The sequence below is a fragment of the Collinsella sp. LCP19S3_F2 genome (assembly GCF_052121015.1).
Classification (GTDB): Bacteria; Actinomycetota; Coriobacteriia; order Coriobacteriales; family Coriobacteriaceae; genus Collinsella.
This window is the reverse complement of sequence record NZ_JBQKFA010000004.1, coordinates 151,641-169,994: the sequence shown is the minus strand read 5'-3', so window position 1 is coordinate 169,994 and position 18,354 is coordinate 151,641. Positions and strand designations below refer to the sequence as shown.

Here is an 18,354-nt window from a genome sequence, read left to right as displayed (position 1 = left end):
GCTACGCCCGGGCACCCCGCCGCAAGCTTTATTCTGTTACTAGATTATACTTTTGCGCGAATAGTGTTTGTGATAAATATTTCTCGTCTAATAATTTTCCTTTACCGATAACCACGAGACAGCCCGCACTGTCGCTGCATAAAAAAGGCGGAGCAGCCCGTAAGGTCACTCCGCCGCAGGTAATGCGCTTATTTGGCGTGCCCGCCGCCCGCCGTCATTTGAGCTGCGTGCTCCAGCTGGTCGCTCACAGCCTCCCAGCTTTCACGGGCCGCTTTCGTTGATCCCGGAAAGTTGATGACAAGCGTATGCCCACGCTGCATGCACACGGCGCGCGAAAGCATAGCGCGGCGCGTCTTGGTCATGGAGTACGCACGGATTGCCTCTGCAATACCCGGTACATCGCGGTCGCAGACGGCACGCGTCGCCTCGGGCGTCACGTCGCGCATCGAAAGGCCCGTGCCGCCGCAGGTGAGCACGACATTGGCGTGGCACTCATCGGCCGCTTCCACAATGGCATCACCGATCTCGCTGACATCGTCGCGCACGACCACATGCGAGGCGACCGTCCAGCCCTGCGCCGCGATGAGTTCCTCGAGCGCAGCACCCGCCTCGTCCTGGGCAAGATCGCGCGTATCCGAGCACGTCACAATCGATATCTTCAGCTCCATAGCATTCCTCCTATAGCACCGCGCCCTCAGGCAAGTCGACACGCACGACATCAACGACGTCGCCCGCCTTGAGGTCACACGGGCCTTCGTCAATACGCAGCAGGCAGTTGGCCCGCTGCATCGTTCCGAGCAGCGCCGAATTCTGCGTCTTGGCCTCGGTCACCAACAACTCACCGGTCTCGGGGTCACGCAAAACCGTAGCGCGATCGAAGAAGCGACGATCCTGTCGCTTTTTCACGCCGTGCGTGAGCGTCGCCCGCTGCACGGGACGCACGCCCTCGGCAAAGCCGCGCATCTTGCGAATCGCCGGACGGGCAAGCATCTCAAAGCCTACATACGCCGCGGCCGGATTGCCCGAAAGTCCCAGGTAGGGCTTACCTGCGAGCAAGCCAAACGTAATGGCCTTGCCCGGACGCATCGAGATGCGGTCAAACAGCACCTCGCCCTCGCGCCGGACGAGCGCCGTCACGAAATCGTAATCGCCCGCCGAGGCGCCACCACTCGTAATGACAAAATCGCACTCCTGCACGGCACGATGCACCAACTCGGCAATCGCCCGCTCATCATCGGGCGCAATGCCGTAGAACACGGGCTCGGCGCCGGCATCGAGTGCCTCGGCCATCAGCGCCGAGGAGTTGGAATCGCGAATCTGACCGCGCGCCGGTACCTTACTCGGTGCGACCAGTTCCGTCCCCAGCGAGATAATGCCCACACGCGGCGCGGCGTGCACCTTCACGCTTGCATACCCGGCGCTTGCCAGCAGACCCGCGCCCGCCGGGGCCACAACCTCTCCAGCACGCATCACGACGTCACCGGCATGGGCCTCCTCGGCGGCAGAGCGAACGTTCTCCCCTACCTTGGCAGGCGCCGAAAAGCGAACGTGCGAGCCCTCGTTTCCGTCACCGTCGACCACATCGACGATCTCGTACTTCACCACGGCATCGGCACCTTCGGGTACCGGCGCGCCCGTCATGATGCGGACCGTCTCGCCCGCGCCGATTGTGCCCTCAAACACATGGCCCGCGGCCTCGTGTCCGATAACGTCGAGCGTCACCGGCGCCTCGCCAGATGCCTGCGCCAAGTCCGCCGAGCTCACGGCATATCCGTCCATAGCGCTGTTGGCAAACGGCGAGATGTCGATATCGGCCACCGCGTCCTCGGCCAAGGGAAGACCGGTGGCCTGCCACACGGGAATCTCGATGAGATCCATCGGAGCAACGTGCGACAGGACAATCGACTGCGCATCCTCCAGCGGAATGAGTTTCTCAGCCATATGCACCTCTTAATGCCACGGCGCACAACAGGGGCGCCAATTCTTTATGCTTGTCTCAGTATAATCCCCGATGCCCGACCGCGACTCGACCTGCACCCGCAAATACACCTGTCGGTTGCAGGCAGCGAAACAGAATGGTAACCAACCCACCGGCTTGTCGCGTTTACCGCGTTTTATAATGCTTGCGTTGCAACCTAAAAGAGGAACGTATGGCTCATAACGACAAACCCGAAAGCGCAAACGAGGCGCAGGATCATTCCCAGCCGCTCGACGACGGCGGCTTTTTCTCCCTGAACGACGTCATCATGGCAGGCAGGCAACAGCTCACCCGCTCCGAGCATCTCTTGGCTGCCGACACGCGCCGCAACGCCCGCAACCTACTCGCGAGCGCCAAGCTGCTCGTACTCGTCGTCATCGTCTCGCTCGCCATGGGCGTTGCCGCTTGGGCGTTTTTGGCCTCGTTGAATATCGCGACCGACTATCGCGAGCACCATGCGTGGGTCTACGCCTTGCTTCCCGTTGTGGGCGTTGCCACCGCGTGGGTCTACAAAAACCACGGTCTTGCCGCCAAACGCGGCAACAATCTGGTCATTGACTCCGCCCTGGGTACACGCCTCATCCATATGCGCATGGCCGTCCTCACCTTCGTCTGCTCCACGCTCACGCACCTAACGGGCGGATCGGCCGGTCGCGAGGGAGCCGCGGTGCAGATCGGCGGCACCATCGCCAGCAACATCTCGAGCCTCGCCCACCTCGAAAAGCATGACCACCACGACCTCATGCTCGCCGGCATCTCGTCGGCCTTTGGTGCCGTATTCGGCTCGCCCCTTGCCGGGGCTTTCTTTGGCATGGAGATGTGCTTTATCGGCAAGATCGACTACACCGCGGGCATCTACTGCCTGGTAGCCTCGTTTACCGGCTACTTTACATCACTCGCCCTGGGTACCGAGTACGAGGCGAATGTCATCGCCAGCGTTCCCACCATGACGCCCAAAACGGTTGTCATCGTTGTTATCAGCGCCATCATCTTCGGTCTGACGGCACGCCTCTTTGCCTGGTCGGTTCGAACCGTCAAGAGCCTGTACGGTCGCTTTATCACCAATTACCTCGTTCGCGCACTCATAGGCGCACTCGTGGTTTTGGCCGCCTATGCCCTCCTCGACGCCTGGGACTACGCCGGCCTTTCCACGTGGCTTTCCGGCGCCGGATTTGCCGGCAACACCACCCTGACGGACGCAGCCATCAAGTTGGTCGTCACAGCGCTTACCCTGGGCGCAGGCTTCCAAGGCGGCGAGGTCACGCCCCTGTTTGGCATCGGCGCGGCACTCGGTGGCTGGATCGGTTGCCTTACCGGGCTCGACCCCAGTTTTCTGGCGGCTCTCGGCATGCTCGGCGTGTTCTGCGCCGGCCTCAACGTGCCCATCACCACCTGCATGATGGCCATCGACCTGTTCCACGGCACGGCCGCCGGGTTCTTTGTCATCGTGGCCTTTATCAGCTATCTCGCCGGCGGACACCGCGGCGTGTACCCTGCCCAGCGCATCATCTCTCCCAAGCGCCGCTCGCTTATTGTGGATGAGGGCGGTACGGTAGCGGATGCTATCGAGCGCCACAACGACCTGATAGAGTAGATGTAATAATCGCCGTGCAGCCACAATCAGGGGCAATTCGACCTGAGCGCGACCGCACTGCCATGTCACACGCCGGGAGTCGCCCCATGCACGCAACTGATTTTGGTCGCACGCTCATCATCGCCAACCCAGCCGCCCAGTCGGGTGCGGCGCGCGAAGTTGCCGAGCGCCTGCAACGCTTTTTGGACATGACTGCACGCGCATCCCAGTTTGACCTGGTATTGACCGAGCGTATGGGGCACGCCAAGGAGCTGGCCGCACAGGCTCAGGGCTATCGCACCGTTATCGCCCTTGGCGGCGACGGCGTGATCCACGAGGTCGTCAACGGACTTATGGCACAAAAGGAGGACCCCCGCCCCGCTCTTGCCATCCTACCCGTGGGTTCCGGCAACGATTTTGCCCAAACGCTCGGTATAGAAGATTTCTCCGGCAAGGATTTTGGCGCGCTGCTCACCTGCGAGCTGCAGCGTCAGGACATCGGTCGCATTCGCTCATGGAACCCCGCAAGCGGTAGCGGCGAGGCTTCCGTTGAGTACTACGACCAGACGCTCTCCGTCGGTATTGACGCCGCCATCGGCCTGGGCACCACCGAGCTGCGCAAAAAGACGGGCCTCACCGGCGCTCCGCTCTACACCCTCTCGGGACTTGAACAGTTTGGCCTGCGCTATCGCAACTACCCCATGACAGTCAGCTTTGACGGCGCGCCCGCCGAGCGCGTGAGGGCGATCATCATGGCGATTCAGCTGGGCCCCACGTATGGCTCGGGCTATCGCATCTGTCCCGACGCCGACCCGTGCGACGGCATGCTCGACGTTTGCTACGCCTGCGGCCCCGTTCCGCGCGCGGTCGCGCTTCCCATGTTCCTTTCGGCCAAGGACGGCCACCATACCAAGTTGCCGCCGGTTTGCATGCGCCGCTGCCGCCATGCCGTGCTTACCTTTGAGGAGCCCGACTACCCCATCCAGGCCGACGGCGAACCTGTTATCGCCTCGCGCATCGAAGTCGACATCCTACCCGGCGCCCTCCAAGTCTGGCGTCCAACCCGCTAACCACCCCTATTTCACCGCAACTTATCGAGAAGATCACTCCTCCCCGCCCGGCTTGCGGCGGTTGGCCTTTTTAATGGCGTTGAAGTGCTTGTCATTAAGTCTGCGCTGGCGAGAGCGCTGAGGCACCTTGGTCTTTACGCGTCGACGCGGTGGACGCCCGCGACGCTCAAGCTCAGCGCGTAGCTTACGCAAACAGCAGCTACGATTTTGGAACTGGCTGCGACTCTCGCGCGCCGTCACGGTAATCCCCGTAGGGATATGTTTCATGCGCACCGCCGAGTCCGTCGTGTTCACGCCTTGCCCGCCCGGACCCATCGCGCGAAACACCTGCACCTCGCAATCGCGCGCCAGCTCCTCGACCGACATCTCGACATAGCGCGCATACTCACGCCATCCCATCTTGTTCTCATCCATATCAACACCTCCCCTCATACAAAAAATGTGACAAAGGGACAGTCCCTTTGTCACATCGCATACCAATCGCTTGTGTTGCGCGCTTAGGCGAAGGTGATCTCGCCGTTCTCACAGTCCATATCGGCGATACGGGCCAGGCTCTCAACACGGAAGCCGCGCTCGCGGAGCTTATCGCCACCGCCCTGGAAGCCCTTCTCCACTGCAATGCCAATGCCGGACACCTCGGCGCCTGCGGCCTCGCAGATCTTGATAAGACCCTCGAGCGCGCATCCGTTGGCCAGGAAGTCGTCGATAATCAGGACCTTGTCGCTCTCGGACAGGAAGCGCTTGCCAACGATGACCGGGTACTCCCTCTGCTTGGTAAAGGAGTAGATGGTCGTGGCATACTGCTCGCCGTCGAGGTTGATGGACTGCGCCTTCTTGGCAAAGACCACCGGCACGCCGCCAAAATGCTGGGCTGCAATGCAAGCCATGCCAATGCCCGAAGCCTCGATCGTAAGGATCTTGTTAATCTCGACATCCTCGAACAGACGGGCCCACTCGGCGCCCATGTGGTCAAACAGTTCAACGTCGCACTGGTGGTTGAGGAAAGCATCAACCTTAAGGACATTACCGGCCTTTACGATGCCGTCATGGCGAATACGGTCCTCAAGCTCCTGCATGGCGCAACCCCTTCTCACGGCAACGATACCGCGCGATTAATAAACGTTGCTCGATAGTCTACCACGGACCGACCCCCGCCCGCCCCACAAGCCGCATCGCACCACAAAGCCGCATCGCCGCACAAGCCGCAAGCAGATAAACCGAGCTTACCAGCTGAATGCGATCGAGGCCCACGCCCAGCTCCTTTTGCATCACGGGCAGCGCCACGGTCACGACGGTCGAATCCAGACACACCATAAACGTCATGATGAGCACCGTAAACAGAATCGCCCATTTGTTCTTGACATGGGTGTCTCCCTCAAGAGCGATGTGTTCGCGGCGCAGTTGCTCTGCGGTTTTCTCCATATCCATCCTTTCGAGTGGCGCAACACAAAAACGGGGCCCCAATCGCCTGCAAACAGTCGCGATTGGGGCCCCGCCTACGGTATCGGAGCTAAAGGTCGCCGAAGCTTTCTGCCGGCATCGGCGCCTTGCACGAACGCTAGCCTAGCACTGCTCGAGCGCCTGCTCAAGGTCGGCAATCAGATCGGCCGTGTCCTCGAGGCCGCACGACAGGCGCACCATGTCGGCGGAGATGCCACAGGCGATAAGCTCCTCATCGTTCATCTGGCGGTGCGTGGCGTTAGCGGGATGCAGGCAGCAAGTGCGGGCGTCGGCCACATGCGTGGCGATCTGAGCGAGCTTGAGGCTCTTCATAAAGGTCTCGGCCGCCGCGCGACCACCGTTAAAGCCAAAGCTCACAACGCCGCAGGTACCGTTGGGCATGTACTTTTGAGCTAGGTCATAGTACTTGTCGCCCTCCAGACCCGGATAGCTCACGAAGCGCACCTTGGGATGGCTCTGCAGGAACTTGGCAACAGCCAGGCCGTTCTCGCAATGACGCGGCATGCGCACATGCAGGCTCTCGAGCGAGCTGTTCAGGAAAAACGCCGCCTGCGGGTTCTGCATGGGGCCGAGGTCGCGCATGAGCTGAGCGGTTGCCTTGGTAATGAAGGCGCCCTCGCGACCGAACTTCTCGGCATAGGTCACGCCGTGGTAGCTCTCATCGGGCGTGGTGAGACCCGGGAACTTGTCCGCATGGGCCATCCAGTCAAACTGGCCGTGGTCGACGATCACGCCGCCCAGGCAGGCCCCATGTCCATCCATGTACTTGGTGGTGGAGTGCGTAACGATATCGGCGCCCCACTCAAAGGGACGGCACATCACGGGCGTCGGGAAGGTGTTGTCGACCATCAGCGGCACGCCGTGGTCATGCGCGGCCTTGGCAAAGCGCTCAATATCGAGCACGGCAAGGGCGGGGTTGGCGATCGTCTCGCCAAAGACGAGCTTGGTATTGGGCTCAAAGGCTGCCTCGAGCTCCTCATCGGTGCAATCGGGCGCAACGAACGTGCAGGTAACGCCCATACGACCCATGGTATGGGCAAGCAGGTTGTAGGTACCGCCGTAGATGGCCGAGCTTGCGACCACATGATCGCCGGCGCCGGCCACGTTAAAGATCGCGAGGAAGTTCGCAGCCATGCCCGAGCTCGTGAGCATCGCAGCGGTGCCGCCCTCCATCTCGCAGATCTTGGCGGCAACCAGATCGCACGTAGGGTTCTGCAGACGGCTGTAGAAATAGCCAGACTCCTCCAGGTCAAACAGCTTGCCCATATGCTCGGACGTGTCATACTTCCACGTGGTGGACTGGTAGATGGGCACCTGGCGCGGCTCCGCGTCTCCCGGGTGATAGCCGCCCTGAACACATGTCGTACCGATGGTCTGCTCGCTCATATCTAGCTCCCTTGCCTGGGTTACATTTTTATCCGGTTCACGATACCGCTACCCCGCACCCCTCTCAACCCATCCCCAAGGTAGGTTATGAGACAAATCTACCGGGGGCATTTATCGCAGATCTTGGCATTTATTCGATAGATAAAAATGAGGCATACATGAGGCTTTCGATGAACAAATGCATCGGCAAGGGTACCATAGGCGAGTACACCGTTACCGAGGAGACAACGATGAAGCAAATCGATACTGCCCAGCTCGACATCACCGCCTGTCAGGCTCAGGCTGCCGAATACCACGCCCGTGGCTTTAACTGCGCACAGGCCGTCGCCTGCACGCTCGCACCCGCCGTCGGGCTCGACCCCCAGACCGCCTTTATCCTCACCGAGGGCTTTGGCGCCGGCATGGGCGGCATGACCGAGACCTGCGGCGCTATCTCGGGCGCCGTGGCCATCATGGGCTTTGTAATGAGCGACGGCATGGAAAACCCCAAGACCAAGGGCCAGACTTACAAGCTGTCGCGCGAAATCGCCAAGCGTTTTAAAACGAAAAACACGACGACCGTCTGCGGCACGCTCAAGGGCATCGGATCGGACAATGGTCCGCTCCGCAGCTGCCCCGGCTGCATCGACGACGCCATCGAGATCGCCTGCGATGTGCTAAAGCAGCTCGCCGAGTAAACGGCGGCAACAGAAAACGACGGCCGGCGTGCTTAGGATTCATCCAAAAGCACGCCGGCCGTCGCCGTTAGAACTCGGCAAATTTGGGAGCGCCGACCTCAATCTCCTCGCGCCCCGCCATAAGCTCGCGCATCTTAGCGCAAAACGGCTCCTGCTCCCCCGCCTTAAACACCAAATGAATCGTCACGGCATCCGCGTAATCGGTATCCGAAACCTTGGCACCCGAATCCTGCGCCAAACGAAGCACCTGCTCATACTGCGGATAGGCCACGTGCACGTCAACAGGCACGACGCTCGTCATCTCAACGACCTGCCCTGCCTCCTGAGCAGCTGCCACCGCCGCCTGCGTCGCCGCGGTATAGGCGCGCACCAAGCCACCGGGCCCCAACAGCGTGCCGCCAAAATAGCGCGTCACCACGCAGCAAACATTTTTGAGCCCAGCGCCGCGCAACACCTCGAGCGTCGGCATGCCGCTCGTGCGGCTCGGCTCACCGTCATCACTCTGACGCTCGCGTCCATCGACCAAAATCCACGCGGGAACATTGTGTCGAGCGTCGTAATGACGCTTGCGAACCATCTCGATGAAGGCATTCGCCTCATCCTCGGATTCAATATGGACCAGCTGGGCAATAAACCGGCTCTTGCGATCCACAAACTCGCCAGAAGCCTCAATATTCGATTGCAGAGTAAGATAGCTGTCCAACAAAGCCCCTCAACAGAAAAAGCACGGCAACAAACAGCCTCAATAATACGGCAAAGACAGCACCGTTGCCCTCGCCAACAAGAGCGGAAACGCCAATGAGGCCGTCACCAACAGCGAGAACCCGCCAGCGCGAGCAAGGTGCCTTGAAAGACGAGATTGCAACAGAAATGAAGCTGCCGATGACCAGGCAAAAACAGCGAGATGCCAAGAACGGAACCGCCGATGATTCCGTCAACGAAAGCGAGAACCCGTCAGCGCGAGCAAGGTGCCTTGAAAGACGAGGGCATTGACCTTATGGTCATGCCCGAAGGCTTGAAAGGCAGATTGTCGCGCTGACGGGTTCGCAGCGTCAACAAAGTGCCGAGTGGGCCTATAAGCCGGGTTCTGTCGTGAACGGTCATTTATCTTGTCTGCACGTTACCGTGCAGCTCCACGCACGCTACCCGAACGCGGACCGGGCCGGCCCATTGCGTTCCTATTCGCGCTTGCTCCGGATGGGGCTTGCCAAGCCGCCGTGTTGCCACGACGCTGGTGGTCTCTTACACCACCGTTTCAGCTTTTCCCTTTACGCCTTGCAGCGCAGGTGGGAGTCTTCTTTTCTGCGGCGCTTTCCGTCGGATCACTCCGCCCGGCCGTTAGCCGGCATCCCGCCCTCTGGAGCCCGGACTTTCCTCACGCGTGCCGCAAGCAGCACATCGCGCGACCGTCTGGCCCACTCAGCAGTGCAAGAGTGTAACACACCGTTGCCGCAGGCAAAGGCACAACACAAGCGTTCGACACGATATACCAAGAACCATGCCATGCGGTACAATAGGGTCGTCGATGGGCAACGTCGCCAGTCGAGACGCGACCGCGCTCCGCACCCCTCCGTCTACTCGGTGCGTTCCCGCCTCCTCCCCGAGGCGGGATGTCGGCATTTTCATGCACCGACAACCCAATAGCCCCCGTGAACAGCCCGGACAGCATTGCGCACGAGTAGCATTGCGCACCTCACCGGCAAACGCAAAAAGGGACCCGTCCATTGCGGACGGATCCCTTAAAGCAAGTGATCGTCAAACCGATTTACTCGGCGTCGGTCTCCTCGTCCTTCTTCTCGGAAGGCAGCGGGGTAACCTCGATCTCGACGCCCAGAGTCTCAGCAGCGGACTTCATAGACAGGGAGATACGACGACGGTCGAGGTCGATCTCCATGACCTTGACCTGAACCTTGTCGCCCACGTGGGTGACCTGAGAAGGCTGGTCGACGTGCTTGTTGGCCATCTCGGAGATGTGCACCAGGCCCTCGATGCCCTCGCCCAGATCGACGAAAGCGCCAAACGGGACAAGCTTGGTCACAGTGCCCTCGACGATAGCGCCGACGGGGTACTTCTTGACCAGTGCGCGCCACGGATCCTCGGTGGTCTGCTTGAGACCCAGGGAGATGCGCTCGCGGTTGAGATCGACGTCGAGAACCTCGACCTCGACCTCCTGGCCGACCTTGACAACCTCGGAAGGATGGTTGACGTGGTTCCAGGAGAGCTCGGAGATGTGGATGAGGCCGTCGATGCCGCCGAGGTCGACGAAGGCGCCGAAGTCGACGATGGAGGAAACAGTGCCCTGGAGACGCATGCCAGACTTGAGCTTGGACAGGATCTCGGAACGCTCGGCCTTACGGGACTCCTCAAGCACGACGCGACGGGAGAGAACGACGTTGTTGCGGTTGCGGTCCATCTCGATGACGCGGGCCTCGATGCGGGTGCCCATGTAGGAGGTGAGGTCCTTGACGCGACGGAGGTCGACGAGGGAAGCGGGCAGGAAGCCACGCAGGCCGATGTCGAGGATCAGGCCGCCCTTGACAACCTCGATAACCTCGCCCTCGACGTTCTCGCCGGAGTTGAACTTCTCCTCGATGCGGTTCCAAGCACGCTCGTACTCGGCACGCTTCTTGGAAAGGACCAGACGACCGTCCTTGTCCTCCTTCTGGAGAACCAGGGCCTCGATGGAATCACCGAGTGCAACGATGTCTGCAGGGTTAGCGTCCTTGCGGATGGACAGCTCGCGGACCGGGATAACGCCCTCGGACTTGAATCCGATGTCAACGAGCACCTCGTCATGCTCGATCTTAACGACAGTACCGTTAACGAGATCGCCCTCATCAAAGTCGGTAATCGTACCGTCGATGAGGTTGTTCATCTCCTCCTCGTTGACATCGTCAAGAGAGAAAATGGACGAGTTCTGAATCTCACTCAAAGGTGGACCCCTTTCGAACTACGGGGCCCCGATTGCTAGGACCTACAGAAGGGTGCGACAAGCACACAACGTTTAGGAACACTCGGGAGCCGACAGATACTAATGTGACGCTTATGCAATCACGTTCGTATAGGTTACGTGGAAATCACTTCGATTTCAAGCGTGAACTGCGATTTTTTACTCGTATGGAGACTTTTTCGCAATCTTGTGAACGACTGTCTCCATAAGTTGACGATAAGCAGTTGAGTATACGGCTTTGGGGTAAAGTATCCGGAGCCAACGTTCTAAACGATTTTTCGAGAAAGGTGCCCGCGTGCTCAAAGCAGTCGTTTTCGATATGGACGAGACGCTTCTCAGCATCAATCTCAACGCGTTTATCCTTCGCTATTTTAAGGATGTCTCGTCAATGCTCGCGGATATCGGACGATGCAGCCGCGGTGGCACGATGGCACGCCTCGGCACCATCCTGGTCGACCTCAACGCCAATCGCCGAAGCGGCACGGACAATCGCACCAATCTTGAGTTTTACCGCACCGAGGTCGAGCGCAGGTGCGGCATCTGCCTCTCGGACCCACTCATCTACGAGGCGTTTACCTACTATGAACGCGAAGTTCTCCCGTACAAGAATGACGATGCCATCAATGCCCACGCCATGCCGGGTGCACACGCCGCACTCCAGGCTGTACGGGACGCAGGACTGCGTTGCGCACTCTTTACCAACCCCAGCTTTCCCCAGGGGGCCATCGAATGCCGCATGGGTTGGGGTGACCTGGCCGACGCCCCCTTTGAGCTCGTGACGCACATGGGAAACGCCACCCGTTGCAAGCCCGATGCCACCTATTACCTGGAGCAGCTGCAGGCCATGGGGCTCGAACCGCACGAGGTCCTTATGGTGGGCAACGACCCCAAGCGCGACTTCCCCAGCCCCGCCTGCGGTATTCAAACTGCCTATGTTGGCCAGGGAAAACCCAGTCGAGCCACCTGGCGCGGAACCATGGAAGACTTCGCCCGCGACTTTAACGCCGTAATCGATGCCTTCTACGAGCACCAAGTAGCCAACGAACGGTCCTAACAAACTTGGGTTTTGCCGATCATGATGTTGAGGATCTCGACGTCGGTGTCCTTCATACCCACGCGACCCACATAGCCCATGCTGGCGATCGTCTGCTCAACGGTATCTTGGATCAGGCCCTCGCCGGCGCGGAAGCCACGGCCCTGCATGGCCATATCGTGGCCCAGAATCGCCGCATCAACGGCTGCGGAAATCTTGGCGGCACAGCTCGCCTTGGCGCCATCGCACACGATGCCGCCCACGTTGCCGAGCGTATTCGAGACCGTCGCGCCGATCTGCTCGCGCGTGCCACCGCACAGCCAGGTAATCGCCGCGCCGGCACCGCACGCGGCGCAAATAGCACCGCAAAACGCCGAAAGTGCACCAATATAGCTTTTGATATGCACGGCAATAAGATCGGACAGCATCACGGCGCGCACCAGGCGCTCGTGGTCGCAGCGCAGGTACTCGGCATATTCCATAACGGGCAATGCACAGGTAATGCCCTGATTGCCCGAGCCGCACACAATGGCGACCGGCAGTGCGCAGCCGTTCATGCGGGCGTCGGACCCGGCGGCTGCACGGGCACGGGCACGGCAGGCGACGTCATCGGCACGAGCGCCCAGCAGCGTACGGCCCACCTCGGCGCCCCAAGCGTGCGCCAAGCCCTCTGCGCTAATGGCGCCGTTCAGCTCGATCTGACGCTCAATGGCAGCGCGAGCACCCTCAACATCGCCGTCCTCAATAAAGTCGATGATGGTCTCAATCGACATGGGCGTGTCGGCGCTATCTGCCGCGCGCTCGGCCACCACGCGCTCGGCGCAGGCGGCACACTCCCCCACCGACTTGCCGCATACCGGGATACCGTCGAGTGTATGGCACGTGACATTGGTGTGGTGGTCGGTAATCTCGACGACCGCGGTATGCCCCCCGGCTGTGGCAGTCACCTTGATGTAGAGGTTGGGCACGCCCTCGACAAGCGACACATCGCAGTAGCCGGCATCGGCGAGGAGCTCGGCCACGCGAGCACGGTCTTTATCGTCAACACTCTCGAGCACCTCGAGCGCGCTCTTGGCGTCGCCGCCCACGGCACCCAGCACGGCCGCGGCTTCAATACCATGCATACCGCCCGAGTTAGGCACGGTCACGCTCTTTACGTTCTTGATGATGTTGCCCGAGCAGACAACATCCATATGATCGGGTTCGCAGCCGAGCGTCTGGCTCGCCAGCGCCGCTGCATAGGCAACGGCAATGGGCTCGGTGCAGCCGAGCGCACAGACAAGCTCGCGGTTCAAAACATCGCAAAACGCGGTATCACGAAGGGAATCGGCAGGCATAGGTATCTCCTACTTGTATAACGGGCTGGGCTCTCAAAATAGTTCGCTATTTTATTTGATAACAATGCATCAAAAACCACAACCATGGTTCCGGCGGACGGCGCTCGAGCACAAATTGGCGGCATTATTCATGATAGGCCGGTCTTATTGCATGCTAAAGCGTTTGAGCAAAAAACGCCCGAGCGTTTACACAAAAGTCGCGCTATCATGCAGTCGAACGCGGTAAAACCTTTAGCAATCTCGCCGCACAGACCAGAGAGGAAGCATCCATGAAGATCGGTATCGGTAACGACCACGCCGCCGTCGAGCTCAAGAACATCATCTCCGAGCACCTGAAGGAGCGCGGCTGCGAGGTCGTGAACTTTGGCACCGACACCTCCGAGAGCTTTGACTACCCCATCGCCGGCTACAAGGTGGGTAAGGCCGTTGCCAACGGCGACGTCGACCTGGGCATCCTCATCTGTGGCACCGGCGTCGGGATTAGCCTGGCTGCCAACAAGGTCGAGGGCGTACGCGCCGTCGTGTGCTCCGAGCCCTTCAGCGCCAAGCTCTCCCGCATGCACAACAACACCAACGTGCTCGCCTTTGGTGCCCGCGTCGTGGGCTCCGAGCTCGCCAAGATGATTGTCGACGAGTGGCTCGACGCCGAGTTTGAGGGCGGCCGCCACGAGCGTCGCGTCAATCTCATCAACGAGATCGACCAGACCCGCGGACTCAAGGTCGTCGACGAGGCTTAAAGACCTACAAAGCCATACGCTAACGCCAGCCCCCGCCCGGAAGAAACATCCGGGCGGGGGCTGTTTAGTAGATTTTTGGGATATACCTAGAAATCTACTGGAATAAAAAGGGCGCCGCGGATGGAATTCCGCGGCGCCAAAGCCACACGCTAACAGCTTTGAGGAGTCAAAGCTGGTTTAGCCAAAGAAGCGCTTGATCTCGATCTCGGCGTTCTCCAGGCAGTCGGAGCCGTGGATCACGTTGGCGTTGACATCGACAGCGAAGTCGCCGCGAATGGTGCCGGGGGCAGCGTCAAGCGGGTTGGTAGCGCCCATAAGGGTACGCATCTTGGAGACGGCGGAGAGACCGGAAACGACCATCTTGACGACCGGACCGCTCGTCATAAAGTCGCAGAGACCGCCAAAGAAGGGCTTGTCCGCCAGATGGGCGTAGTGTTCCTCGACGGTAGCACGCTCGAGCGTGGTCATCTCCATGCGCTCGATGACAAGGCCGCTACGCTCAATGCGAGCGACGATCTCGCCGATCTTGCGATCGCGCACAGCGTCGGGCTTAATCATGATGAAGGTCTTCTCGATAGCCATAAGGTAGCCTTTCAAGTAGGTTCGCGCGTGCCCAAGTCCCATTCCGGCACCCGCCTGGACTGCATCGTAACAGAGTTTTAGCTGCAGTTAAACAAAAAACTGTTTATTGAAACGCTACAATTTATTAAAACGTTCCATATGTGTCACTTCTGTTTCGAAGCCCGATTAGAGTACCATCCGACCGCGCATCAACCGCACCGAACCGAGCGGACGGTCGGTTGCCGCCCGTGAACGTAGCCCCTTCACAACCTGCCCAAAGGTCCTACAGAAGTTCTCGACAAGCCCCTTCCCCATTGCAACAAAATACGGGCGCCCGCAGCAACAGACGCCCGTAAAAGCAAAAACGATTTATCAATAAATGGCCAAAGCCGCTTCAACTAAACCCTTACTTTGCCCCGTGGCCCATCTCGACGACCTTGGTCAGCGATCCAAGCACACCTTCGTCGGCAACGAGTTGTGCCTGGGCACGCTGCAGCTGCACGGCAACGGCGGCAGGGGCGGTACCGCCCTCGGTCGTGCGTGCAGCGACAATCGACGGAATGTCGAGTGCCTCGGTAATGTCGTGCTCAAAGAGCGGGCTTGCCTCTTGGAACACCTCAAACGGCAGGTCCTCAAGATTGCAGCCGCGCTTCTCGCACATCAGGACCAAATGGCCCACCACGGCGTGGGCCTCGCGGAACGGCAGGCCACGCTTGGCCAGGTAATCGGCAACATCGGTGGCGGCAAGGTGCCCCACGCCGCACTCGCGCGCCATGGCATCCTCGTTGACGGTCCAGGTCGAAATCATACCGGCCATAACGGACAGGCACTGCATGAGCGTATGGGCGGTATCGAGCGCGCCCTCCTTGTCCTCCTGCAAGTCCTTGTTATAAGCGAGCGGCAGGCCCTTCATGGTCACGAGCAGCTGCACCAGGTTGCCATAGACTCGGCCGCTCTTGCCGCGGATAAGCTCGGCAAAATCGGGGTTCTTCTTCTGCGGCATGATGGACGAGCCAGTGGAATACGAGTCGGAAAGCGTGATAAAGCCAAACTCGGAGCTCGACCACAGCACGATCTCCTCGGAAAGACGCGACAGGTGCATCGCCATGACGGAGCCGGCGTAATGCAGATCGAGGAGGAAATCACGGTCGGAAACCGCATCGAGCGAGTTGGGAATCACGCCCGCAAAGCCAAGTTCGGCGGCCGTCATCTGACGATCGAGCGGATAGCTCGTACCGGCAAGCGCGGCAGCGCCCAGCGGGCAGTTGTCGGCAGCATCAAAGGCGGCCTTCAGGCGTGTAAAGTCGCGCGCGAACATCCAAGAATACGCCAGCAGATGATGCGACAGCAGCACGGGCTGAGCATGCTGCATGTGCGTGTAACCCGGCAGAATCACCTTGTTGCACTGTTTGGCCGCATCCACCAGCACGTGGCGCAGCTCAAGATTGGCCTCCATGAGCTCCTTGGCCAGCGCCTTGACGCCCAGGCGCGTATCGGTCGCCACCTGGTCGTTGCGCGAGCGCCCGGTATGCAGGCGCTTGCCCGCCTCGCCGATGCGACGGGTCAGCTCGCTCTCGATGGACATATGAATGTCCTCGTCGTTGATATCGAAGGTGAAGTTGCCGGCATCGATATCCTGTTCGATTGCGGTCAGACCCTCGGCAATCGCCTGCTCGTCCTTTGCACTGATAATGCCCTGGGCCGCCAGCATCTTGGCATGTGCCTTAGAGCCAGCGATATCCTGCTTATAGAGATGTTTGTCGACCGGCAGCGACGCGCCAAACTCCTGCGTGACCTCGGCCACGCCTGCCTCAAAACGACCGCCCCAAAGAGCCATGGAACCGTCCCCTTTCTCTAAATACCAAAACAAGCGCCCAAAGCAAAGCGCCATGTCGCTAAAGCGATTTATCAACCGCTAGTTTTGCACATTCCCCACCGAGCGCGAGACCATGTGGCTAATTTGCAAAGAAGTGACGCACCAGGCACTTGGCGCCCATCGACTCCCGCCAGCCGTTGCTTGCCGAGCCGTCAATCCATGCCTTCAGGCTCATAGGGACATCCTCGACCTTTGCAGCATCGAACTCGGGCGCGAGGGCAAGTAAAGCATGCGCGATAGCATTGAACATAATGGATACCCCTCAGATATATATAGGCGCAGAGCCGCCAAATTGATAGAAGGAGCCCCGCCGGACAACCCCGGCGGGGCTCGGACTCAGCCGCAGACGCGGCATCATATATGCGGGCGGAATGTAGGGGCCACCGATGTTAAGAAGTGTCAGCAAGCATAACGAAAGGTAGGGACCCCATGCGCCCGTTATGTATCACGCGGATGGGCCGCGCGGATACCAAGGGAGAAAGACTTAAGCCTGAGCGGCAGCAGAGCTGGGACCCTGGACCTTGGCCCACGTCTTGAGCGACAGCGTGTCGATCTCGATAAAGCCGGCGCTGGCCTTCTCGTCAAACGTGGTGTCGCGGTCGTAGGTGGCCAGACCGTAGTCATAGAGGCTGAAGGGGCTCTTGCGGCCGACAACATGGCAGTTGCCCTTAAAGAACTTCAGACGAACGGTACCGGTCACGAACTTCTGGGTATCGGCCATAAAGGCGTCGAGTGCGTTTTTGAGCGGGCTGTACCACTGGCCGTTGTACACGGCGGTGGCCCAATCCTGCTCGAGCTTAATCTTGGTCTTGAGCAGATCGCCCTCGACACAAATATCCTCGAGCGCCTTGTGGGCGGTGATAAGCGTCAGGGCGCCGGGAACCTCATAGCACTCGCGGCTCTTGAGGCCCACCAGACGATCCTCGACCAGGTCGAGACGACCAAAGCCGTTATCGCCCGAAATCTTGTTGAGGGCGATGACGATCTCGGAGAGCTTCATCTTCTTGCCGTCGACGGCGACGGGCTTGCCGGCCTCAAACTCAATCTCGGTGTAGGTCGGGGTGTCGGGCGTGTCCTCGGGATTCTTGGTCATAACCCAGGCGTCGTCGAGCGGCTCGTTCCAGGGATCCTCCAGGTGGCCGCACTCAATGGCACGACCCCACAGGTTGTCGTCAATGGAATAGGGGTTGTCGTTGGCACCCTCGGGAACCGGCACGTTGTGGGCGTGAGCATAGGCGACCTCGTCGGGACGGCACTTCAGATCCCACTCGCGAACCGGGGCGATAACCTTAAGCTCGGGGTCGAGGGCCTTGACGGCAGCCTCAAAACGAACCTGGTCGTTACCCTTGCCGGTGCAGCCGTGGGCGACGTAGGTCGCGCCAAACTCGTGGGCGACCTCGACAAGCTTCTTGGCGAGCAGCGGGCGAGACAGAGCGGAAAGCAGCGGGTACTTGTTCTCGTACATGGAATTTGCGGCGATGGCCTTGGTCAGGAACTCATCGGAGAACTCATCGCGCAGGTCGAGCACCTGGCAATCAAGAACGCCCAGGTCAAGCGCTTTCTGTTTCCTGGCATCCAGGCCGGTCTCCTCCTGGCCCACGTTGCCGCAGACGCAAACGACATCGAGATTCTTCTCGTCCTGGAGCCACTTGACACATACGGATGTATCAAGACCACCGGAATATGCGAGAACGACTTTTTCCTTGCTCATGGCT

Annotated in this window: 18 protein-coding genes and 1 other RNA gene; 5 read left to right on the top strand and 14 right to left on the bottom strand. The window is 59.9% G+C overall.

Features of this window, described 5'->3' with window-relative positions:
- Positions 1-188: 188 nt before the first annotated feature.
- Together ACTQX9_RS05135 and ACTQX9_RS05130 are read right to left on the bottom strand one after the other, a co-directional pair.
- A complete protein-coding gene (locus ACTQX9_RS05135) occupies positions 189-668 on the bottom strand; it encodes a MogA/MoaB family molybdenum cofactor biosynthesis protein (protein ID WP_427794485.1) in 480 nt (159 codons plus the stop codon).
- A gap of 10 nt (positions 669-678) precedes the next feature.
- Positions 679-1,941, bottom strand: a complete 1,263-nt coding sequence (locus ACTQX9_RS05130) for a molybdopterin molybdotransferase MoeA (RefSeq protein WP_441540658.1) — start codon at positions 1,939-1,941, stop codon at positions 679-681.
- Positions 1,942-2,150: 209 nt separating this feature from the next.
- On the opposite strand from ACTQX9_RS05130, the gene ACTQX9_RS05125 reads away from it, so the two are divergent.
- Together ACTQX9_RS05125 and ACTQX9_RS05120 are read left to right on the top strand one after the other, a co-directional pair.
- Positions 2,151-3,572 carry a chloride channel protein gene (locus ACTQX9_RS05125; protein WP_441540657.1) on the top strand — a complete coding sequence of 474 codons (1,422 nt, stop codon included), beginning with the start codon at positions 2,151-2,153 and terminating at the stop codon, positions 3,570-3,572.
- 86 nt (positions 3,573-3,658) lie between these two features.
- Complete coding sequence (locus ACTQX9_RS05120; RefSeq protein WP_441540656.1) at positions 3,659-4,621, top strand: diacylglycerol/lipid kinase family protein; 963 nt, start codon at positions 3,659-3,661, stop codon at positions 4,619-4,621.
- A 33-nt stretch (positions 4,622-4,654) separates the two neighbouring features.
- Here ACTQX9_RS05120 and ACTQX9_RS05115 read toward each other — a convergent pair whose 3' ends face one another.
- The 4 genes from ACTQX9_RS05115 to ACTQX9_RS05100 all read right to left on the bottom strand — a co-directional run bounded on the left by ACTQX9_RS05115 (position 4,655) and on the right by ACTQX9_RS05100 (position 7,468).
- Positions 4,655-5,020: a peptide chain release factor family protein gene (locus ACTQX9_RS05115; protein WP_441540715.1), complete on the bottom strand. Its 366-nt coding sequence runs from the start codon at positions 5,018-5,020 to the stop codon at positions 4,655-4,657.
- 98 nt (positions 5,021-5,118) lie between these two features.
- Positions 5,119-5,697: a xanthine phosphoribosyltransferase gene (locus ACTQX9_RS05110; RefSeq protein WP_441540655.1), complete on the bottom strand. Its 579-nt coding sequence runs from the start codon at positions 5,695-5,697 to the stop codon at positions 5,119-5,121.
- A 58-nt stretch (positions 5,698-5,755) separates the two neighbouring features.
- On the bottom strand, positions 5,756-6,043 hold the full coding sequence (locus ACTQX9_RS05105; RefSeq protein ID WP_441540654.1) for a hypothetical protein: 288 nt from the start codon (positions 6,041-6,043) through the stop codon (positions 5,756-5,758).
- A gap of 141 nt (positions 6,044-6,184) precedes the next feature.
- Positions 6,185-7,468, bottom strand: coding sequence for an O-acetylhomoserine aminocarboxypropyltransferase/cysteine synthase family protein (locus ACTQX9_RS05100; protein WP_427719685.1), 1,284 nt, complete (start codon positions 7,466-7,468; stop codon positions 6,185-6,187).
- A 170-nt stretch (positions 7,469-7,638) separates the two neighbouring features.
- Here ACTQX9_RS05100 and ACTQX9_RS05095 point away from each other — a divergent pair, with 170 nt between their 5' ends.
- Positions 7,639-8,145, top strand: coding sequence for a C-GCAxxG-C-C family protein (locus tag ACTQX9_RS05095; protein ID WP_441038867.1), 507 nt, complete (start codon positions 7,639-7,641; stop codon positions 8,143-8,145).
- A gap of 67 nt (positions 8,146-8,212) precedes the next feature.
- On the opposite strand, the gene ACTQX9_RS05090 is transcribed toward ACTQX9_RS05095, so the two are convergent.
- The 3 genes from ACTQX9_RS05090 to rpsA form a co-directional block, all read right to left on the bottom strand.
- Entirely contained in the window at positions 8,213-8,851 is a 639-nt protein-coding gene (locus tag ACTQX9_RS05090; protein ID WP_441540653.1) for a YigZ family protein, read from the bottom strand.
- A 354-nt stretch (positions 8,852-9,205) separates the two neighbouring features.
- Positions 9,206-9,567, bottom strand: an RNA gene (gene rnpB / locus ACTQX9_RS05085) — RNase P RNA component class A.
- Positions 9,568-9,910: 343 nt separating this feature from the next.
- Positions 9,911-11,077: a 30S ribosomal protein S1 gene (gene rpsA, locus ACTQX9_RS05080; protein ID WP_154515317.1), complete on the bottom strand. Its 1,167-nt coding sequence runs from the start codon at positions 11,075-11,077 to the stop codon at positions 9,911-9,913.
- 313 nt (positions 11,078-11,390) lie between these two features.
- Here rpsA and ACTQX9_RS05075 point away from each other — a divergent pair, with 313 nt between their 5' ends.
- Complete coding sequence (locus ACTQX9_RS05075; protein ID WP_441016252.1) at positions 11,391-12,149, top strand: HAD family hydrolase; 759 nt, start codon at positions 11,391-11,393, stop codon at positions 12,147-12,149.
- Here the strand turns inward: ACTQX9_RS05075 and ACTQX9_RS05070 are convergent.
- Positions 12,146-13,465 (bottom strand): L-cysteine desulfidase family protein, encoded by a 1,320-nt coding sequence (locus tag ACTQX9_RS05070; protein WP_441540652.1) that lies wholly within the window; start codon positions 13,463-13,465, stop codon positions 12,146-12,148. The two genes, ACTQX9_RS05075 and ACTQX9_RS05070, sit on opposite strands and share 4 nt — an antisense overlap.
- 269 nt (positions 13,466-13,734) lie before the next feature.
- Between ACTQX9_RS05070 and rpiB the strand changes: the two genes are divergently transcribed.
- Positions 13,735-14,202, top strand: a complete 468-nt coding sequence (rpiB, locus tag ACTQX9_RS05065; RefSeq protein WP_427719257.1) for a ribose 5-phosphate isomerase B — start codon at positions 13,735-13,737, stop codon at positions 14,200-14,202.
- A 177-nt stretch (positions 14,203-14,379) separates the two neighbouring features.
- Here rpiB and ndk read toward each other — a convergent pair whose 3' ends face one another.
- From ndk to ACTQX9_RS05045, 4 genes are all read right to left on the bottom strand, one after another.
- A complete protein-coding gene (gene ndk / locus ACTQX9_RS05060) occupies positions 14,380-14,784 on the bottom strand; it encodes a nucleoside-diphosphate kinase (RefSeq protein WP_055251725.1) in 405 nt (134 codons plus the stop codon).
- A 385-nt stretch (positions 14,785-15,169) separates the two neighbouring features.
- Entirely contained in the window at positions 15,170-16,600 is a 1,431-nt protein-coding gene (gene argH / locus ACTQX9_RS05055; protein WP_441540651.1) for an argininosuccinate lyase, read from the bottom strand.
- Positions 16,601-16,718: 118 nt separating this feature from the next.
- A complete protein-coding gene (locus ACTQX9_RS05050; protein ID WP_154515301.1) occupies positions 16,719-16,889 on the bottom strand; it encodes a hypothetical protein in 171 nt (56 codons plus the stop codon).
- Positions 16,890-17,123: 234 nt separating this feature from the next.
- Complete coding sequence (locus ACTQX9_RS05045; protein WP_441540650.1) at positions 17,124-18,350, bottom strand: argininosuccinate synthase; 1,227 nt, start codon at positions 18,348-18,350, stop codon at positions 17,124-17,126.
- Between the last annotated feature and the right edge of the window lie 4 nt (positions 18,351-18,354).